The sequence below is a fragment of the Pseudoalteromonas sp. SIMBA_162 genome, from assembly GCF_046535955.1.
GTDB classification, from domain to species: domain Bacteria; phylum Pseudomonadota; class Gammaproteobacteria; order Enterobacterales; family Alteromonadaceae; genus Pseudoalteromonas; species Pseudoalteromonas marina.
In genome coordinates, this window is record NZ_JAWJBQ010000005.1 from 127,959 (window position 1) to 147,336 (window position 19,378).

General features: G+C 39.3%; 13 protein-coding genes. 7 read left to right on the top strand and 6 right to left on the bottom strand.

Going from position 1 to position 19,378, the window contains the following annotated elements; all coding sequences use genetic code 11:
- The first annotated feature begins 292 nt into the window (after positions 1-292).
- From R0J88_RS05430 to R0J88_RS05440, 3 genes are all read left to right on the top strand, one after another.
- The gene (locus tag R0J88_RS05430) at positions 293-1,606 is read left to right on the top strand and encodes a Na+/H+ antiporter NhaC family protein (RefSeq protein WP_021032455.1); all 1,314 of its coding nucleotides are present in this window, start codon (positions 293-295) and stop codon (positions 1,604-1,606) included.
- Between the two features lie 119 nt (positions 1,607-1,725).
- A complete protein-coding gene (locus tag R0J88_RS05435) occupies positions 1,726-2,514 on the top strand; it encodes a nucleoside-binding protein (protein WP_410899342.1) in 789 nt (262 codons plus the stop codon).
- A 152-nt stretch (positions 2,515-2,666) separates the two neighbouring features.
- Complete coding sequence (locus R0J88_RS05440) at positions 2,667-3,683, top strand: alpha/beta fold hydrolase (protein ID WP_410899343.1); 1,017 nt, start codon at positions 2,667-2,669, stop codon at positions 3,681-3,683.
- A gap of 118 nt (positions 3,684-3,801) precedes the next feature.
- Here R0J88_RS05440 and R0J88_RS05445 read toward each other — a convergent pair whose 3' ends face one another.
- Positions 3,802-4,599 (bottom strand): M48 family metallopeptidase, encoded by a 798-nt coding sequence (locus R0J88_RS05445; RefSeq protein ID WP_277054313.1) that lies wholly within the window; start codon positions 4,597-4,599, stop codon positions 3,802-3,804.
- Between the two features lie 180 nt (positions 4,600-4,779).
- Here R0J88_RS05445 and R0J88_RS05450 point away from each other — a divergent pair, with 180 nt between their 5' ends.
- A complete protein-coding gene (locus tag R0J88_RS05450) occupies positions 4,780-5,982 on the top strand; it encodes a Bcr/CflA family efflux MFS transporter (protein ID WP_410899344.1) in 1,203 nt (400 codons plus the stop codon).
- A 28-nt stretch (positions 5,983-6,010) separates the two neighbouring features.
- Here the strand turns inward: R0J88_RS05450 and grpE are convergent, their stop codons facing one another.
- Both grpE and R0J88_RS05460 read right to left on the bottom strand, forming a co-directional pair.
- On the bottom strand, positions 6,011-6,619 hold the full coding sequence (grpE, locus tag R0J88_RS05455) for a nucleotide exchange factor GrpE (RefSeq protein WP_008132071.1): 609 nt from the start codon (positions 6,617-6,619) through the stop codon (positions 6,011-6,013).
- Positions 6,620-6,677: 58 nt separating this feature from the next.
- The gene (locus tag R0J88_RS05460) at positions 6,678-7,643 is read right to left on the bottom strand and encodes an HrcA family transcriptional regulator (RefSeq protein ID WP_410899345.1); all 966 of its coding nucleotides are present in this window, start codon (positions 7,641-7,643) and stop codon (positions 6,678-6,680) included.
- Between the two features lie 175 nt (positions 7,644-7,818).
- On the opposite strand from R0J88_RS05460, the gene nadK reads away from it, so the two are divergent.
- The 3 genes from nadK (at position 7,819) to recN (ending at position 11,094) form a co-directional block, all read left to right on the top strand.
- Entirely contained in the window at positions 7,819-8,703 is an 885-nt protein-coding gene (nadK, locus tag R0J88_RS05465; RefSeq protein WP_010557611.1) for an NAD(+) kinase, read from the top strand.
- A gap of 78 nt (positions 8,704-8,781) precedes the next feature.
- Positions 8,782-9,339: a hypothetical protein gene (locus tag R0J88_RS05470; protein WP_375276849.1), complete on the top strand. Its 558-nt coding sequence runs from the start codon at positions 8,782-8,784 to the stop codon at positions 9,337-9,339.
- A gap of 75 nt (positions 9,340-9,414) precedes the next feature.
- On the top strand, positions 9,415-11,094 hold the full coding sequence (gene recN / locus R0J88_RS05475) for a DNA repair protein RecN (protein ID WP_410899346.1): 1,680 nt from the start codon (positions 9,415-9,417) through the stop codon (positions 11,092-11,094).
- 377 nt (positions 11,095-11,471) lie between these two features.
- Here the strand turns inward: recN and R0J88_RS05480 are convergent, their stop codons facing one another.
- From R0J88_RS05480 to gltB, 3 genes are all read right to left on the bottom strand, one after another.
- Complete coding sequence (locus R0J88_RS05480; RefSeq protein ID WP_410899347.1) at positions 11,472-12,494, bottom strand: GGDEF domain-containing protein; 1,023 nt, start codon at positions 12,492-12,494, stop codon at positions 11,472-11,474.
- Positions 12,495-12,816: 322 nt separating this feature from the next.
- Positions 12,817-14,232 carry an FAD-dependent oxidoreductase gene (locus tag R0J88_RS05485; RefSeq protein ID WP_006792417.1) on the bottom strand — a complete coding sequence of 472 codons (1,416 nt, stop codon included), beginning with the start codon at positions 14,230-14,232 and terminating at the stop codon, positions 12,817-12,819.
- Positions 14,233-14,241: 9 nt separating this feature from the next.
- A complete protein-coding gene (gltB, locus tag R0J88_RS05490) occupies positions 14,242-18,699 on the bottom strand; it encodes a glutamate synthase large subunit (RefSeq protein ID WP_039036759.1) in 4,458 nt (1,485 codons plus the stop codon).
- Positions 18,700-19,378 lie beyond the last annotated feature (679 nt).

Below are 19,378 nucleotides of genomic sequence, written 5' to 3' on the forward strand. Positions count from 1 at the left end.
GAGTGTATATACCGCTCAGTTAACATCAATCACTGAAAGTAACGTACTTAGTAGATTTTATCTAAAAGTCATGTAATAGTCAGTCAACCCTTTAATAAAAGAATAATAACAATACCAGTTTACTTTAGCCATCTATACATTTAAACTTCTTCTTCGCGTCGATTTGGTCTTTGGCTTGCGGGCGCTGCATTGTTCTACTATTTGTTAGCTTTTAACAACTTAGATAGACTTGCTAAATTCAGCTAAAAGAGGAATTTTTGGTTGTGGTAATTAATTGGTTCCGAGGATTATGATGCAGCCATCATTTAATAAAAACAAAGCAATACTTTCTTTACTACCCCTACTAACATTTGTAGCCCTATTTTTAGGTTCTGGTTTATACCTGCAATCTCAAGGGGTTGATTACGCTTTTTATCAACTGCCAGCACCGGTGGCAATATTACCCGCCATTATGCTTGCCTTTATACTTAATAAAGGCACTGTTAATCAATGTGTTGAAACCTTTATAAAAGGCGCTGGGCATAACAACATTATTACGATGTGTTTAATTTACCTGCTTGCCGGTGCTTTTTCTGCAGTGGCCAGTGCAACAGGGGGTGTTGACGCCGTAGTTAATGCGGGTTTATCACTGATACCGCCCGCTTTATTACTTCCTGGTTTATTTTTAATTGCCGCGGTTGTATCTACAGCAATGGGCACATCAATGGGCACTATTGGGGCGATTGGCCCAATTGCTTATGCGGTGTCGATCAAAACAGGTATAGACCCAGCCCTTATGGCGGGTACTATTGTGTCTGGCGCTATGTTTGGCGATAACTTATCAATTATTTCAGATACCACGATTGCGGCTACACGAACGCAAGGTTGTGAAATGAAAGATAAGTTTAAAGAAAACCTTAAAATTGCAGTACCAGCCGCAATTTTAACAATCGGTTTATTATTTTACCTTACGCCTGCAGCGCAAGTGGTCGAAACCCAAGATTACGATATTTGGTTAGTGCTACCTTATGCCTTTATTTTAGTTCTCGCCGTAGCAGGCCTAAATGTATTTGTTGTGTTATTTAGCGGTATTATATTTGCTGCATTAATGGGCTTTACCGGTAGCTACGAAGGGTCTAGCTTTGTTAAAGATATTTATCAAGGCTTTACCGATATGCAGGAAATATTTTTACTTTCTATGTTTATTGGTGGTCTTTCTGAATTTATTCGCATTAACGGTGGCCTTGATTACATTGCCCAAAAAATTCAAGCCATTACTAAAGTAATTGCTAAATGGCACCGAAAAGTAGCTGACCAACTTGGTATTGCAGCCCTAGTCATGACAAGTAACATTTGTATTGCTAATAATACCGTTTCAATTATTGTGGCGGGTCCTATTGCTAAAAAACTCGCTGACGATGGTGAAATTAGTGGCAAACGCTCTGCAAGCTTACTTGATATTTTTGCTTGTGTAACTCAGGGCTCTTTACCTTATGGAGCGCAAGCTCTTTTACTTGGCGCTACGTTTAAAATTAGCCCTTGGGAAGTCTCAACATCGTCTTATTATTGTTTCATTTTAGCATTTACCGCTATAGCAATAATTTGTTTGCGTCGTAATAAAGCTTAAAACCTTTGCCCCACTGTTGCAGCTTAAAAACAAGCTGCAACATATTTCTCTACATATTAATCACTTTTGCTATAATGCGCGCTTTCGCGTGTCACTCAAGTTATAGTTAAATACAAATTATGAAATTAAATAAAACACTCTCCTTTTTTACCCTTACATCCATTGCTTTATCGTCTTCTGCTTTTGCCGCTAATTGGAGCAGCACAGCATTACACATTAACAATGGCGACCAAAAAAACCCTTTTACTGAGCAAGAGTCAGATACCACGGTTTACTCAGTTCAACATGCATCGGGTTACGATTACGGCGACAACTTCTTTTTCATTGATTACAGTAAAGACGATAAAACTGACAGCTATCAAGATAGCGATTTTTACGGCGAATGGTATTCAACTGTTAGCTTATCGGCGCTCAGCGGTGAAAAAATTGGCACCGGTGCGTTATTAGATGTTGGCCTTACTGGCGGTATAAATATTGCTGGCGATGCTAAAATGGTGAAATACCTGCCAGGTGTTAAATTAAACTGGGATGTACCAGGTTTTAACTTCTTTCAAACAATAGTAACAGCCTATATTGACGACAGCGAAGGTGTTGCTAAAGGCGGCGCCCCCATAGAAACAAATAGCTGGATGTTTGATGTAGCTTTTGAATACCCTTTTACTATTGGCTCACAAAAGTTCAGCTTTAAAGGGCACGCAGAATACATTGCAGAACGTGAAGACGAATTTGGAAACGATGTAGAGGCATGGATACTCGCACAACCTATTTTAGTATGGGACATGGGTCATGCCTTTGAAATGAAAGAAAATACGTTGCTACTCGGCATGGAGCTTCAATACTGGCATAACAAGCTAGGAACTGAAGTGACAGAGTCAGTTCCGCAAATACATGTAGAGTGGACCTTTTAAGCAATTACACTGCGTTAAAATCACATAAATTGGAGCCCTATTAAGCGCTCCTTTTTTTATGCCATAAAAGTATTTAATTGAATGGCTGTAAATACTTAGTTATTGCCGTATTTCTTTTAAGCCTCATGCTTTACCTTTGAAGGAATAATGAAATGATGTCAATTAAAGTGATGTGTTTTGCTGCCCTGTTAGCTTTCACTAATAATGCTTTAGCAAGTAGTGAAGTAAATACAGAGTCCCTATCTTACGATGCCCTTTTAAGCAGTTATCAATATGACTTTAAAGTAAATTACTTTAGCGTTGAATCACAAAAGCAGTCTTTAAAGATGGCGTATATTTACCTAAAGCCTACCAAAGAAAAGATGCCTACCGTGACACTAATGCACGGCAAAAATTTTAATGCTGATTATTGGACGACTACAGCGCAGTACTTACAATCGCTTGGCTTTGGTGTATTAATTCCTGATCAAATTGGCTTTGGTAAATCATCCAAACCCACTAACTATCAATATTCGTTTGCATCGCTTGCCCACCATACACATGCGTTAATGGACTCCCTTAACTTAAAACAAACAATTGTAGTTGGCCATTCTATGGGCGGCATGTTGGCAAGTCGCTTTGCTTTAATGTATCCCAATACAACAATTAAATTGGTTTTGCTTAACCCTATAGGGCTTGAAAACTACTTACATTATGTTGAATACAAAGACACCAACTTCTTTTATAAAAATGAGCTTGCTAAAACGCCCAAGGGCGTAAAAAAATATCAGCAAAAAAACTATTACGATGGTAAATGGAACGCTACGTATTCAGCATTAACAAACTTTATTACTGGGCAAATACAAGGGCCGGATAAAGCTCACATGGCGTGGGTTAATGCTAAAACATACGATATGATTTTCACTCAACCCGTTATTACTGAATTTAAAGACTTTGCCGTGCCAGTTGAGTTAATTATTGGTACACGTGATAGAACAGGACCAGGCCGAAACTGGAAAAAAACCGGTATAGATTATGAGCTTGGTCGATACGATAAGTTAGGCAAAAATGCCGTATCGCTTATCCCCAATGCTAAATTATATGAACTCGATAATTTAGGCCACTTACCACATATAGAAGACTTTGAGCGCTTTAAAACTGTATTTAAAGAAGCACTCGCTGCTGAATAACCCACATAAATACACATAACCGATAAAATAAAACCCCTGAAAGTATTTACATTCAGGGGTTTTATTTTATTAGCGCATCAACACTATACGCCACTGCTTTATACTGTTAAGAGCTCAACTAAAGTGAGCACTGTGGCCTTTTTCCTTGTGAGTTTGCAGTACTTTGCTCACTTAGTGCTTTTGTCATTTGCGACTGCAAATTATTAATACGACTCGTTGGTGCTGGGTGGGTAGACAAAAATTCAGGCGTTGCACCGCTTCCCGCTTTACTCATGTTTTCCCAAAGCGTAACCGACTCTTTTGGGTTAAAACCCGCTTTTGCCATTAAATCAAGACCAATGGTGTCGGCCTCAGATTCATGAGAACGGCTAAACGGTAAAACCACACCATATTGAGCGCCTAATCCGAGTCCTTGCATAATTTCATTACGGTACTGCACGTTACCCATTTCAAGCGCAACACTACCCAATTGCATTCCCGTACTTAACAACGAGCTTTGTGATACACGTTCATTAGAGTGTTCTGCAATTACGTGTCCTACTTCATGCCCTAAAACGGTGGCGACTTGATCTTGGTTAGTCGCTATTTTTAGTAACCCGGTATGAACACCAATATAACCGCCAGGCAAAGCAAATGCATTTGCTGAATCATCTTCAAATACCACCACTTCCCAGTTTTGAGACGCATACTCATTAGGTAAAACGGCAATTACTTTTTCAGCAATACAATTTACATATGTATTGATTTTTGGATTTTTATTAATTGGCTGATTTTTTTTCATGTCAGCAAAGCTAGCTGTACCCATTTCGCTCATTTGCTGATCCGAATAAAGCGCTATTTGAGTACGCCCTGTTGGCGATGTTTTACACCCTGCTAAAACAGCCGTTGCTACTAGTGCCAATACCAATTTTTTCATTGTATTACCTTAAGTCATTTATACTGCAAGTAGGATAGCAAACACAGTGCCAGTTTAAAATCATTGGTTTAAGGTAAGTACTTTGCGGTGAAGTAAGTAACGTTCCGGCTAAACTACGTTTATACATATACAATGCCCTGCTACACTATAGCCCTTGTTTTAGTTACCTTGAGTTTATGTATGGGCGCCTCGTCTACGTCTTTCAATACCCGTATTTTATTACCTTTATTGGCAAGTATTGTCGCTATTACCCCCCTTGCAATTGATATGTATTTGCCCGCAATGTTGGTTATTGCGAACAATTTACAAACTAGTATGCCAAATGTACAAATATCGCTAAGTATATATTTAGCAGGTTACTCATTGGGCATGTTATTTTTTGGCCCTATAGCGGATCAAATTGGCCGCCGGAAACTGGCTAAAATTGGTTTAACATTATTTGGTTTAACCTCTACTGCGTTAGCATTCACAACAGAAATTCATACTTTTTGGGCACTAAGGGCAATACAAGCGTTCACTGGTGCTGCTGCTACGGTAGTCGTGCCAGGAATCATTAGGCATATTTATCAGCAAAATACGGCAAAAGGTATGTCGTATGTATCGATGATCATGATGGTTGCACCATTAATAGCGCCGTCTGTAGGCTCTTTTATTTTAGGGTTTTCTGTTTGGTCTACCATATTTTTAGTATTAGCAGCTTACAGTTTTATAATACTTGTGTTTGTGCAAGTATATTTAATTGATATACCTATTCATACCAGTGAAAAAAAAGGGTTAGCCTTATTTTTTGACAGTTATAAAACTGTGTTGAGTAACACCGATGCACGCGCCGATATTTTAAGCTCAATGTTTGTATCGTTTGGCTTTTTTTGCTTTTTAACCTCAGTGCCTTTTATTTATTTAGACTTATACAAAGTGTCGGAGCAACTGTTTGGGATATTATTTGCCTTTAATGTGATGGCATTAATGTTTGGTAACTTTTTAAATACGCGTATTGTGCCGCGTATTGGTTCACGCAAAATGTTATATGTTGGATTGGTATGCGGTTTTATATCAGGGTTGTGCCTTTTAACTTTTAGTATTTTACATTTATCGCTTTATTATATAGTGGCAGCAATTGCACCATTAATGATGAGTTTAGGGGTCACTGCCAGTAATGCAGATTCGTTAATACTCATGAAGTTTGAAAAAAACACCGGCACGGCTACTGCCGTTATTGGTACGCTTAGGTTTGGCAGCGGTGCCTTGGTAGGCCCCATTCTTGCTGTTATGCATGCTCAAAGCTCTGTGCCGTTTTCGAGCCTCATGTTTAGCGCTGTACTAATGACGATATTAGTGCAAATAATTCATTTTAAAAAAGACAAAAAAAATGCCTCAATCTGAGGCATTTTTAAAGTGTTAAACGGCTAAATTAAGCATCAGCCGCTTTTGAAACCATAACCATTGCCGGGCGTAATAAACGTCCATTTAATGTGTAGCCTTTTTGCATAACAGCAAGCACAGTGTTTGGTGTTACATCGTTGCTTGGCTGAATTGACATAGCTTGATGGAACTCTGGGTTAAATTGCTCGCCTTGTGGGTTAACAATTTCAACACCGAATTTAGCAACAGCATCGTTAAAGCTTTTAACCGTCATATCAATACCTTCAAGCAACGGCTTTAACGTTTCGTTTTCTTTATCAGAAAACTCAATAGCGCGTTCAAGATTATCAATCACAGGAAGTAATTCGTTAGCAAACTTTTCAAGTGCAAATTTGTGTGCTTTTTCTACATCTTGTGCAGCACGACGGCGAATGTTGTCAACGTCAGCAGCGGCACGGATCACACCGTCTTTTTGGTCTGCAATAGTTTGCTTAGCAGCTTCTAGCTCTGCGTAAAGCATCGCAATTTCAGCTTCAGGACTTTGTTCTTCTGCATGTTGTTCAGCGGCATCCACGGCTGCTTCTACATCTGCTTGCATTTGTTCAATTTCTTCGTTTAGTTCTACTTCTTGCTCTGGGTTTTGTGTCTGCTCAGACATAAAATACATGCTCCAATTCTTTTCAATTGCGGTAATTATGGGGATTGAATAAAAAGATTCAAGAGTTCGATGACTCAATTAATTTAAATTCTTGGATTATTTGTTCTATTTGCGCTGATTTTGGGCAGATTATACAAAAGCGGCTTTGGTATTCTTGGTTTTGAAAGTAAGGAACGCTGATGGTTATTAGATCGTTACATTCACTAAACGGAAGTTTTTTACCGCTGATCACCGAAACACCATTTTTAAATGCCAGTGCATCTTCAACAAAATTTAGAAATGACACGCCTATATTTAGGCTTTGCTCACAATTTATTTTTTTATAAAGGTAGTTTTCACCCACAACAATACTATTGTCTGAACCTAACTTTTGACTTAGCTGCCGTGTCCATTGAGTAAGTGAATCATGACAGTTTTTAGGCGCTGTGTTTGCCATTGCTTGCATTCTATACAAGCCTTCCATCAATGTTTGTTGACTAAATACTGTATTTAACCACGTTGCAAACTGGTAACGAACCGTATCTGAAGCATCATGTGGTTTATCAATGCAAATGTTATGGCTTTGGCCTGCTCGATCGAGCAATAAAATAAGCCAATCGGTAGAATCAAAATCAAGTACTTCAACCCTAAATACATGCTGTGAGCTCACTTGCGGTAAACCAACACAACAGCATACCTGATACTTTTGACTCAAGCCATGTGCCAATTCAACTAGTTGTGCTTGCTCTGGCTCCCAGTAACTAGCAATATCTGATAATGGAAAAAACTCATCAAACCAATAATTAAACCCTTCATCTGTAGGTACTCGTCCAGCAGAAGTGTGGGGGGAATACAATAAACCTACTTTTTCAAGACGGGCCATTGCATTACGAACGGTTGCTGAACACACAGCCATGCTTTTTAGCTTGGCAATTTTTGTTGATGGAACGGGCAATCCCTCACCGTTACAGTACATGTTCATTACAGCTGAAAATATTTGCTGATCGCGCGGATTTAATTTCATGATATCTACATCTTGTTGCATGAAAGGTATATCGGGGCATTTGCTGCTATTTCAAGTCACTTCCCCTTTGTTGAACAATATAAAACAAATTTATTTTAAACTAAATTGAATCATACTCATTTAGGTAAAATCTGTATTTTCAAACACTTTGCTTTTGAGTTACTCTACAAACATCAAAATTTTTAGTGTGCAGATTATGAACTCTCCTTTCAATACTATTGGCCTTATTGGCAAACCAAACCACCCAAAAGCGGCTGCCACTTTGCAGCGTTTGCATACATTTCTACTGGCACTTGGTTTTGAAGTGATTGTTGAAAAGCGCACTGGCGGACAGTTAGTCGATGTACCCAAAGAAAACCTTGTTAAACTGGTTGATTTAGGAGAGCAAGCCGACCTTGCAATTGTGGTTGGCGGTGACGGAAACATGTTAGGAGCTGCGCGCGTGCTTGCTCGTTTTAACATTGCTGTAATTGGGGTTAACCGAGGTAACCTTGGTTTTTTAACCGACTTAAACCCTGAAGGTTTTGAAGCTAGCCTAGAGCATGTTTTAAGTGGTGAGTATATTGAAGAAAATCGCTTTTTATTGGAAGTAGAAGTTTATCGTCACAATGAATTAAAAAGTGCCAACTTAGCGGTAAACGAAGCCGTATTACATGCAGATAAAGTGGCTCATATGATTGAGTTTGAGGCCTTTATAAATAGCGACTTTGTATTCTCTCAGCGCTCCGATGGGCTAATTGTATCTACGCCAACAGGGTCAACTGCTTACTCACTTTCTGGTGGCGGTCCAATATTAACGCCTGAACTAAATGCAATATCTTTGGTGCCTATGTTTCCGCACACGTTATCAAGCAGGCCATTAGTGGTAGATGCCGATAACGAAGTGAGACTAAAACTTAGTTTAGACAATACAGACAGCTTGCAAGTCAGCTGCGACAGCCACGTTGTGCTTGCCGTTTTACCTGGTGATGAAGTCGTCATTAAAAAAGCAGATAAAAAATTGCGGTTAATTCATCCAAAAAACTACTCTTACTACAACGTTTTACGTACGAAATTAAATTGGGGCAGTCGTTTATACTAATTTTATTGCTAAAGCGTTGTCTTTAGCGCAAAATGCAGATTACAACAATAATACACCAATTTTTAGGAACAAATAGCAATGACATATGTCGTTTTTTTTGCCTTGCTACTGTTAATTACACTTCTAGCAACCTACTTAAAAATAGAAAGCAATCGTCGCAAAGCAATTGAAGCTCAAAAAAAGCAATTTAACGAACGTGTATCACAAGTTGGCGCCCGTCTAAAGTCAAAATTAAATGAGCTAGTAGAAGCGAAAATTCTTCGCCCTAAATACGCACCTCGAATTCAAGCAATCGTTTCCAACTTTTTTGTAGTTCAAAAGCATACTGACGAGAATTTACAAACCCTTGAAGATGTATCTGATCTATTAATCAATACTTTATCTAACGAATTGACTAAAGCGAACCAAATAGGCAGTGGCCAAAGCTTGGAAGAAAATATCCAGTATTTTGTGTCTGAACTTCCACAGCAAGGTATCTCGTATAACAAAACGTTTTACTCAGAGGCGTTACCAAACCTTATCGAATTAATTAAAACCAACGACTTGCTACAACCCCTTGATAATGAAGAAAATGAATACATCCCAGAAAATCAAGACCCAAACAACCAACTCAATCAACATGTTAATATTGCCTAAATAATAAAAATTTAATTTGCAAAAAAGCTAAACACTGTATAAATTACCAGTTAATTAACTGGATGGATAAACAGTATGTTAGTTGGTTTAGAAATTAAAAACTTTGCAATTGTAAGTAACTTAAGCACTGAATGGCATAACGGCATGACGGCGATCACGGGTGAAACCGGCGCGGGTAAATCGATTGCCATTGATGCACTTTCATTGTGTTTAGGCGAGCGCGCTGAAGCCTCTGCTGTAAGACCTTCTGCAGACAAAGCTGAAGTATGTGCTCAATTTGATATAAGCGCACTCCCGCTCGCTCAGGCTTTTTTAGAGCAACATTTTCTGACCAGTACTGATAATGATTGCTTACTTAGACGCGTTGTTTGCAAAAATGGTCGCAGTAAAAGCTACATTAATGGCAGCTCAGTAACTGCATCTCAGCTCAAAGAACTTGGCCAGTATTTAATTTCTATACATGGACAACACGCTCATCAACACCTTTTAAAAGCTGAACATCAATTACAACTACTTGATGCATATGCTGGCCATCAAGACTTGGTTGTAAAAGTAACTGAAAGTTATAAACAATTCGCCAACCTTCAAAAAGAATTTAAACAGCTTGAGCAACAGCAATTACAACAAGCCGCTCAAAAACAGCTACTAGAATACCAAGTGGCAGAACTTGACGAGTTTGCGTTACAAGACGGTGAGTTTGAACAAATTGAAGTCGAACATTACAAGCTAAGTAATAGCCAAACCATTTTAGAGTCATGTCAAAAAGAGCTGCAATACCTATATGAAGGTGAAGAACAAAGCGCGTGTTCTGTTTTACAGCACAGCGCACAGCAATTTGCAGATTTAGCACAATATGATGAAAGCTTAGCAAGTGTGGCAGCAATGCTAGAAGAAGCTGCTGTTCAAGTAGAAGAAGCTAGCCGAGAAATTCGCAATTATACGGAACAAGTTGATTTAGACCCAGCCCGTTTAACAGAGATAGAAAATAGGTTAAGTGGCGCAATGGACTTAGCTCGTAAGCACCATATAAAACCGCAATCATTAGTTGAATTTCATCAGTCAATTTCAAAAGAACTCGAGTCAATTAGTAATAATAGTTCGCGTTTGGAGCAACTTGACTCTGAAATAAACGATGCATTGCTTGACTACAAGCAAGCAAGTGAAGCGCTAAGTATTAGCCGCAGAAGTTATGCTAATACCTTAAACACCTTAATAAGCGAAAGTATGGCAAATTTATCCATGGAAAATGGTGTATTTGAAATATCGCTTACTGAAGATCCTGAGCGCGCCCCCAATCTTTTAGGGCATGATAGCGTTTCGTTTTTAGTATCGACCAACCCAGGGCAGCCCCTTCAGCCTTTGGCTAAGGTGGCGTCTGGTGGTGAGCTTTCGCGTATTAGCTTAGCTATTCAGGTTATTATTGCCCAAAAAGTAACAACACCAACATTGATATTTGATGAAGTAGACGTAGGTATTTCTGGACCTACAGCCTCTGCTGTTGGAAAGTTATTAAGGCAACTTGGTAAATCGACTCAGGTGATCTGTGTTACCCATTTGCCGCAGGTTGCAAGTAGTGCGCATCAGCAATTTTTTGTAGCAAAAGAAATTGCTAAAGGTGAAACCTTTACCAATATGCTGGCACTAACAAAAGATGGTAGAGTAGACGAAATAGCAAGGTTGCTTGGCGGCGACAATGTTAGTAAAACAGCAAAAGCAAACGCAAAAGAGTTAATAAAAAGCGCATGTGTAATTTAGGTTTAATTAATAACCAACTAGGGTTTCAATTTTCAGCAAGGCCTTTATATGATTACTAATACTGCTTTAATTCTTATTATTGTAAGCTGGCTACTGGTTTTAATTAGTATATTGTTAACTTTATTTAGCCGATATAAACACACACAATTTAAGAAACACTTAATGAGCTTTTTAAATGTAACGTTATTCGTTCAGCTGATTCTTAGTGTTTACAATTTAATGAGTTACCAGGATGGTAATTCGAATAATTTAATTTTTAGTTATACATGTGTTTTGCTCACCCAAATACTGTGTAATGTATTTTGTTACATGAGTTTAAAAAGACGTATTGCTAAAGTTAAATCAACACTTGATTCGTTCTCAATGGAATAATAAAACTACTCTGAGCAAGTCTTATTTTTACCTTGCTCTTTAGCTTTATAAAGCAATTCATCTGCGCGCTTGATATCAATGTCTATAGAATCGCTTTCATGGGATTGAACAACCCCCATACTAATCGTTAAGCTTAAGCTCGCAAAAGATGTATTAACCGGAAATTGTTTTAGCGCGGCATGTATTTTATTTGAAATCTCTACGCCCTTTGCGTTAAATACATTAGGAATTGCAATCAAAAACTCTTCCCCGCCCCAGCGTGATGCAACGGCATTATTAGGAATATGTTGCTTTAAAATATTAGCTAAGTGTATGAGCGCTTCATCACCAAAACTATGCCCGTACTCGTCGTTAACTTTTTTAAAGTTGTCTACATCGCACAAAATAAGTACAAACGGTGTTTGCTCCTTCGTGAGCGCTAATTTAAATTCACTAAGCTTATTCATTGTAAAGCGTCTGTTTGGTAACCCCGTTAAAGGGTCAATAGTCGCCAACAGTTCATTTTTTTTACTCAGTGCTAATATTTTTTGATTGTATTTTTCCCTTGAGTTTTCATAAAAGCCACTCAACATTGCGACAATAATAAATGAAAATATAACTCGATAGGGAAATTGATCCGGTTGATAGTTATAAATACTAAAGGTATGCGCACAATAAAAAGCTAATATAACCGCTAATAAAAACAAAACAATATCAACGATACCGCGCTTTAAGCCTCTAATTGAAAATGTGACTGGCGAAACTATGAATATCCAAATCGGACCTGTTCCCTGCGCGCCGCCAGTTAAAACAAGGTAAATCATCAATGCATAGAGGTTATAAAGGATAGCACTGGCTGACTTTTCAACGTTCTTATAAGCACTAAGCGCCCATGCGTAAATTAGCGAAGAACATATTAAAGTAAAAAATAAAAAATAATCGCTGCTAGTCAATGCAATGCAGCCCATCACCAAGGTTGCTATAAAGCCTATTGATGAGAAGAACCTAACTATCAGTTTTCTTTCTGGATTATTTAAATGTTCATGCATAATAAGCGCGATTTTTCTTATATTATTGAGTTAATTTTCAGCAAAGTTATCACCAATTTTTCTGAGTAACACTCAATACTCCCCTTTTTCAGCAGTTAAATCAAGATTAAAGTATGACTGATGTAAAATTAATACTAGTACCTTTTTTAGAAAGTTTTAACTTTATGAATCCTAAAACTATTCATGACTGTAGCTTGGTAATACGACCAAATTATCATCGAAATTAAAATGGTTAAAAATAAATGGAAGCTAATTCTTTTCAAACACAAAAAAGCAAGCCACTTGGCTTGCTTTTAAATTGTCGATTTCTGAAAATATTAAATTAAACTTTTAAATAATCCATAATACCTTCAGCTGCGTTACGGCCTTCAAAAATAGCGGTTACTACTAAATCCGAACCACGCACTATATCGCCACCAGCAAATATTTTAGGGTTAGTTGTTTGATGTGTAAATTCACCTTGCTCTGGTGCGTTAATACCGCCCCAGTGGTTTATTTCTACGTCATACTTTTCTAACCAGTCCATTTTGTGTGGCTTGAAACCAAACGCCATTATTACTTGTGTTGCTTCAATAACATGCTCTGAACCGGCGACCTCTTCTGCGCGGCTACGACCATTCGCATCTGGCTCACCCAGCTTAGTTTTAACCATTTTTACGCCTGCAACATGGCCGTTAGCGTCTAGCACAATGCCTTTAGGTTGAACGTTATATGTAAATATAACCCCTTCTTCTTTGGCATTTTTTACTTCACGCTTAGAGCCTGGCATATTTTCTTCATCACGGCGGTACGCACACGTTACTTTTGCAGCACCCTGTCGTATAGACGTTCGTACACAGTCCATCGCAGTATCACCACCACCTAATACAACGACCTTCTGATTCGCCATATCAATATAAGCTTGATTCGCTTCGTCATAACCCATAACTCGGTTAGTGTTACCGATTAAAAACGGCAGCGCATCGTGAACACCCGGTGCATCTTCATTTTCAAGCCCAGCACGCATACTCTGATACGTACCCACGCCCAAAAATACTGCATCATAGTCGGCTAAAATATCATCCATAGTGATATCTACACCTACTTCAACATTCAGCTTAAATTCTACGCCCATTTCAGTGAAAATCTCACGGCGTTTTTGCATCACTTCTTTCTCTAGTTTGAAAGAAGGAATACCAAATGTGAGTAATCCACCAATTTCTGGGTGACGGTCAAACACAACAGGCTTAACACCATTTCGAACTAAAATATCCGCACAACCCAAGCCCGCGGGCCCTGCACCAATGATAGCTACTTTTTTGTCAGTCCATGTTACGTAAGACATGTCTGGCTTCCAGCCCATTTTAAACGCGGTATCGGTAATATATTTTTCAATGTTACCTATCGTTACCGCGCCAAACTCTTCATCGAGCGTACATGAGCCTTCACACAACCGATCTTGAGGACAAACACGGCCACATACTTCAGGCAAACTGTTTGTTCGATGAGAAAGCTCCGCAGCTTCTAATATACGCCCTGTGCGAATTAGTTTAAGCCACTGTGGAATGTAATTATGTACCGGACATTTCCATTCACAGTATGGGTTACCACAATCCAAGCAACGATCCGCTTGAGAGTTAACCTGATTTTCTGAAAAGGGTTCGTAAATTTCTACAAATGATTTTTTACGTGACGAAATTGGCTTTTTGCGTGGATCTACACGCTGCACGTCTATAAATTGATATACATTTTCGCTCATACTGCCCCCTTATTGCGCCTGAACACGTAGTTCGGCACTACTACGGGCGCGGTGCCCGAGTAAACTTTTTACGTCACTTGATTTAGGTTTTACTAATTTAAACATAGGTAAGTAGAGCTCAAAATTAGCTAAAATACTTTCTGCTCTGCATGAGCCTGTTAGCTCTAAATGCTCAGCAATTAATCCACGTAGGTGCTCTTGGTGTGACGTTAACGCTTCTAATGTCACAACTTCAACAAGCTCTGGATTTATGCGTTTTTCAAAGTCGTTTCGCTCATCTAAAACGTAGGCAAAACCACCGGTCATACCCGCCCCAAAGTTAACACCTACATTACCAAGCACACACACAACACCACCGGTCATGTATTCACAGCCATTATCGCCAACGCCTTCAACAACTGCTTGCACGCCTGAATTACGAACTGCAAAGCGCTCACCTGCGCACCCTGCAGCAAACAATTTACCGCCCGTTGCACCGTATAAACAGGTATTACCAATAATCGTTGCTTTATGACTTTCAAATGATGAACCCACTGGCGGACGAATAACTAACTTGCCACCAGCCATGCCTTTACCAACGTAGTCATTAGCGTCACCAACGAGGGTCATTTCAAGGCCACCTGCGTTCCAAACACCAAACGATTGACCAGCCGTGCCATGGAGCTCGATTGCTACCGGGTCAGCCGCCATACCCTGATTTCCATGTTTATCAGCGATGTAGCCAGATAACATTGCACCAACTGAACGGTCTGTATTACAAATTCGGCTAACAAGTGAAATACCACTTGAAGCATCTATCGCTTCTTGCGCTTTTCCTAATAGGCTTTCGTTAAGCTTGCCTAAATAATGTGAGCTATTTGGCGCGCTACAAAATAACGTTTCGCCTGTTGGATTGTTTGGCTGCGCAATAACAGAAGATAAATCTATCTTTTTCTGTTTGGCTGTTTTGCCCTCAATTGCTTCAAGTAAATCAAGACGACCAATTAAATCTGTTAAGTTTGCAACACCTAGGCTTGCCATGATTTCACGCGCTTCTTGTGCAATAAACTTAAAGTAGTTCATCGCCATTTCAGGTAAGCCATGGTAATGCTTTTGACGAAGTGTTTCGTCTTGCGTTGCAACACCGGTTGCACAGTTATTTAGATGACAAATACGTAGATATTTACACCCTAATGCCACCATAGGGCCTGTACCAAAACCAAAGCTCTCAGCACCTAAAATAGCAGCTTTAATAATATCTAAACCTGTTTTTAAACCACCATCTGTTTGCAAACGAATACGATGACGAAGGCCATTTTCTACAAGGGCTTGTTGTGTTTCAGCTAGACCTAGTTCCCATGGACTGCCTGCATATTTTACAGACGTAAGCGGGCTTGCGCCTGTGCCGCCGTCGTAACCCGATATAGTAATTAAATCAGCATATGCTTTAGCTACACCCGTTGCTATCGTGCCAACACCTGGTTCAGACACTAGTTTTACTGATACAAGTGCTTTTGGATTTACTTGCTTTAAGTCGAAAATTAGCTGAGCAAGATCCTCAATAGAATAAATATCATGATGTGGTGGCGGTGAAATTAACGTCACGCCAGGTACCGAATAGCGAAGTTTAGCAATGTAAGGTGTTACTTTTTCACCCGGAAGTTGCCCGCCTTCACCTGGTTTTGCACCCTGCGCTACTTTAATTTGAATTACATCTGCGCTACGTAAATAATGCGGTGTAACACCAAATCGACCTGAAGCTACTTGCTTAATACGTGAGTTTTTCTCTGTGCCGTAACGAAGTTTATCTTCACCACCTTCACCTGAATTTGAACAACCACCTAGGCGGTTCATCGCAATTGCGAGTGCTTCATGAGCCTCTGGCGATAAAGCACCAATACTCATTGCAGCTGAGTCAAAACGTTTGTAAAGCGCTTCTGCAGGCTCTACATCATCAATACTAATTCCATTTTCTGGTAATTTAAGTGCCAGCATATCGCGTAATGTTGAAATAGGTCGATTATTAACAAGCTTTGCATACTCGTTGTAATCTCTATATTCACCAGAGCGAACTGCTACCTGCAGTGTTTGGATCACATCTGGGTTGTATGCATGGTACTCACCACCATGTACATATTTAAATAAACCGCCATGGCTAAGTAACTTACGTTTACTTAAAGCAAGCTTGTGTAAGCTTTGTTGATCGTCATCAAAGTCTGTAAAACATGCGCCTTTAATGCGGCTAGCCACACCTTTAAAACACATATCAACAACAGCATCTGATAAACCCACCGCCTCAAATAACATTGAGCAGCGGTAAGAAGCGACTGTACTAATGCCCATTTTCGACATTATTTTGTATAAACCTTTGTTTACCGCTTTACGATAAGCAAGGGTTACCTCGCAGTAAGATTTATCGATGATTTTACTGTCACTCATCGCGACTAACGATTCATACGCTAGGTATGGGTAAATAGCTGTTGCGCCAAAACCAAGTAACACTGCAAATTGATGAGGGTCTCTTACGCTACCCGTTTCGATAATGATGTTTGATTCACAACGTAAATTGTTATCAACCAAACACTTTTGCACTGCACCTACAGCCATAGCCGCAGGGATAGGTAGGTTTACATCGTCAAAATTACGGTCAGTTAAAATAAGCATGATAGAGCCAGCAGCTGCTTTCTCTTTTGCTTTATCGCAAATGCGTTTAACTGCGTTTTCTAAACCTTCTTCAACAGTGTAAGTAATATCAATCTTACAATAGCTGTAATGCGCTTCATCTGCATTTAGTAGCTGCTGCATGTCTGCATACATTAAAATAGGTGTATCGAATTGCAAGCGCTTAGCGTGGCCTGTAGTTTCGTTAAACACATTTTGTTCGCTACCAATACACGTAGCCAAAGACATAACATGATTTTCGCGAAGAGGATCAATTGGCGGGTTAGTGACTTGTGCAAACTTTTGACGGAAATAATCGTATAGTGAACGATGTCCTTCGCTTAACACAGCAAACGGAGTGTCATCACCCATTGAGCCTGTTGCTTCTTGCCCGTTTTCACCCATTACACGAATAACGCTATCCAACTCTTCATTGGTATAACCAAACATTTTTTGATATTTAGCTAACGTTTCATCGTCAAATGAACGATTGCCTGCATCTTGCTCTTTTAATTCTTCAAAGGGAGTCAAGCGCTTAACATTTTCTTCGAGCCACGACTTATAAGGATGGCGAGATTTTAAATCTTGATCTATTTCATCTGAATGCCAAATTTTCCCCAATTTGGTATCAATTACTAAAAGCTCACCCGGGCCCACTCGGCCTTTTTCAACCACTTCATCGGCGGTGTAATCCCAAATACCGACTTCAGAAGCAAGGGTTATAAAACCATCTTGTGTGATTACATAACGCGCAGGACGAAGACCATTTCGGTCTAAATTACAGGCTGCAAAACGGCCATCTGACATAACAATCCCCGCAGGACCGTCCCATGGTTCCATATGCATGGAGTTAAAGTCATAAAATGCACGTAAATCGTCATCCATAGCGCGGTTTTTTTGCCATGCAGGCGGTACCAGCATGCGCATAGCACGGAATAAATCCATGCCACCGGCTAAAAATAGTTCTAGCATGTTATCAAGGCTTGACGAATCTGAGCCTGTTTCATTAACAAACGGCGCTGCGCTTTGTAAGTCTGGAATAAGTGGAGACGAAAATTTATACGAGCGAGCACGAGCCCACTGACGGTTACCCTCAATGGTGTTAATTTCACCATTGTGCGCTAAATAGCGGAAAGGTTGAGCAAGTGGCCAACGAGGCTGTGTGTTTGTTGAAAAGCGCTGATGAAAAACACAAATTGCGCTGGTCATACGAATGTCAGCTAAGTCTAAATAAAAATTAGGCAAATCTGCAGGCATCATAAGGCCTTTATAGATAGTCACTAATCCAGATAAACTTGCAATGTAAAATGATTCATCGTCTGCTAAACGTTTTTCAGCACGACGGCGCGCTACGTATAAGCGACGTTCTAAATCTTTTGAACGCCAACCTTCAGGTGCGCTTACAAAAATTTGCTCAAAGCCCGGTAATTGCTGCACAGCAATTGGACCTAGCATTGATGGGTCGGTAGGCACTTCGCGCCAGCCTAAAATATTTAGCGTTTCTTTTTCTAATTCTTCGCTAAGAATTTCCTTTGCAGCTTGTGCTAAAACAGGATCTGAATTTAAAAAGATCATGCCTACTGCATAGTTTTTACCAAGGTGCCAGTTATGCTCACTTGCAATAGCACGGAAAAAACTATCAGGTTTTTGCAAAAGCAAACCACAGCCATCGCCTGTTTTACCATCAGCAGAAATACCGCCACGGTGTTGCATACGATCCAACCCAGTAATAGCAGTACGAATAAGCCGGTGACTAGCCTGACCATTAACTTGGGCAATTAAGCCAAAGCCACAATTTTCTTTCTCTAATTTCGAGTCGTATAACATAGACCCCTCCCCTTGCTTCACTGTTAGCGTTAATGAACTGCTCGACGATTTGCTAACAGCCGGTCAAAACTAGCCTCTATATCAAATAGAGTCAACAGTAATTTGAATACATATTCACATTCTTGAATATTTCTCACTTCATAGCAAGATTTCTTTTTTATCATTTTTATTAACATTTAGCGGTGTTTTCATCGTTATTTTTTCATGACACTGGTGTCAAGTTTAACATTTTGTAAAAATAGCTCTAAATCAAAACACAGTTTACGTAAACGTAAGCCTAAATATTAGTGAATAAATATTCAATTAAAGGAATTTATAAAATGTGGGGATTATGCAAATAATATTACCCCTTTTCATTAACGAATTATAAAAGGGATAAATAAAGGTAGAATTATGTTCCTTATGCTTCATTCAGCTTAAAAACTGTCATTTAACCACTCATTACTTTGATTAATTATTCGTAAATAGAAAAATAAAACCAATCAAAGCTTAAATGTCATCCCGCTATTTAATCGCCTGAGTAGCTTAGCTTTAAAATACACTTACACTTTGAGTTCACTGTGGTGCCGACGTTATTGGTTTTCTTATACCCGCAACGCAGTATTTACTCTTTATATATTGCTTTTTATGTGTCCGAAGCGGACACATAAAGTGTCCGCGGACATATTGCTTTAAAAAA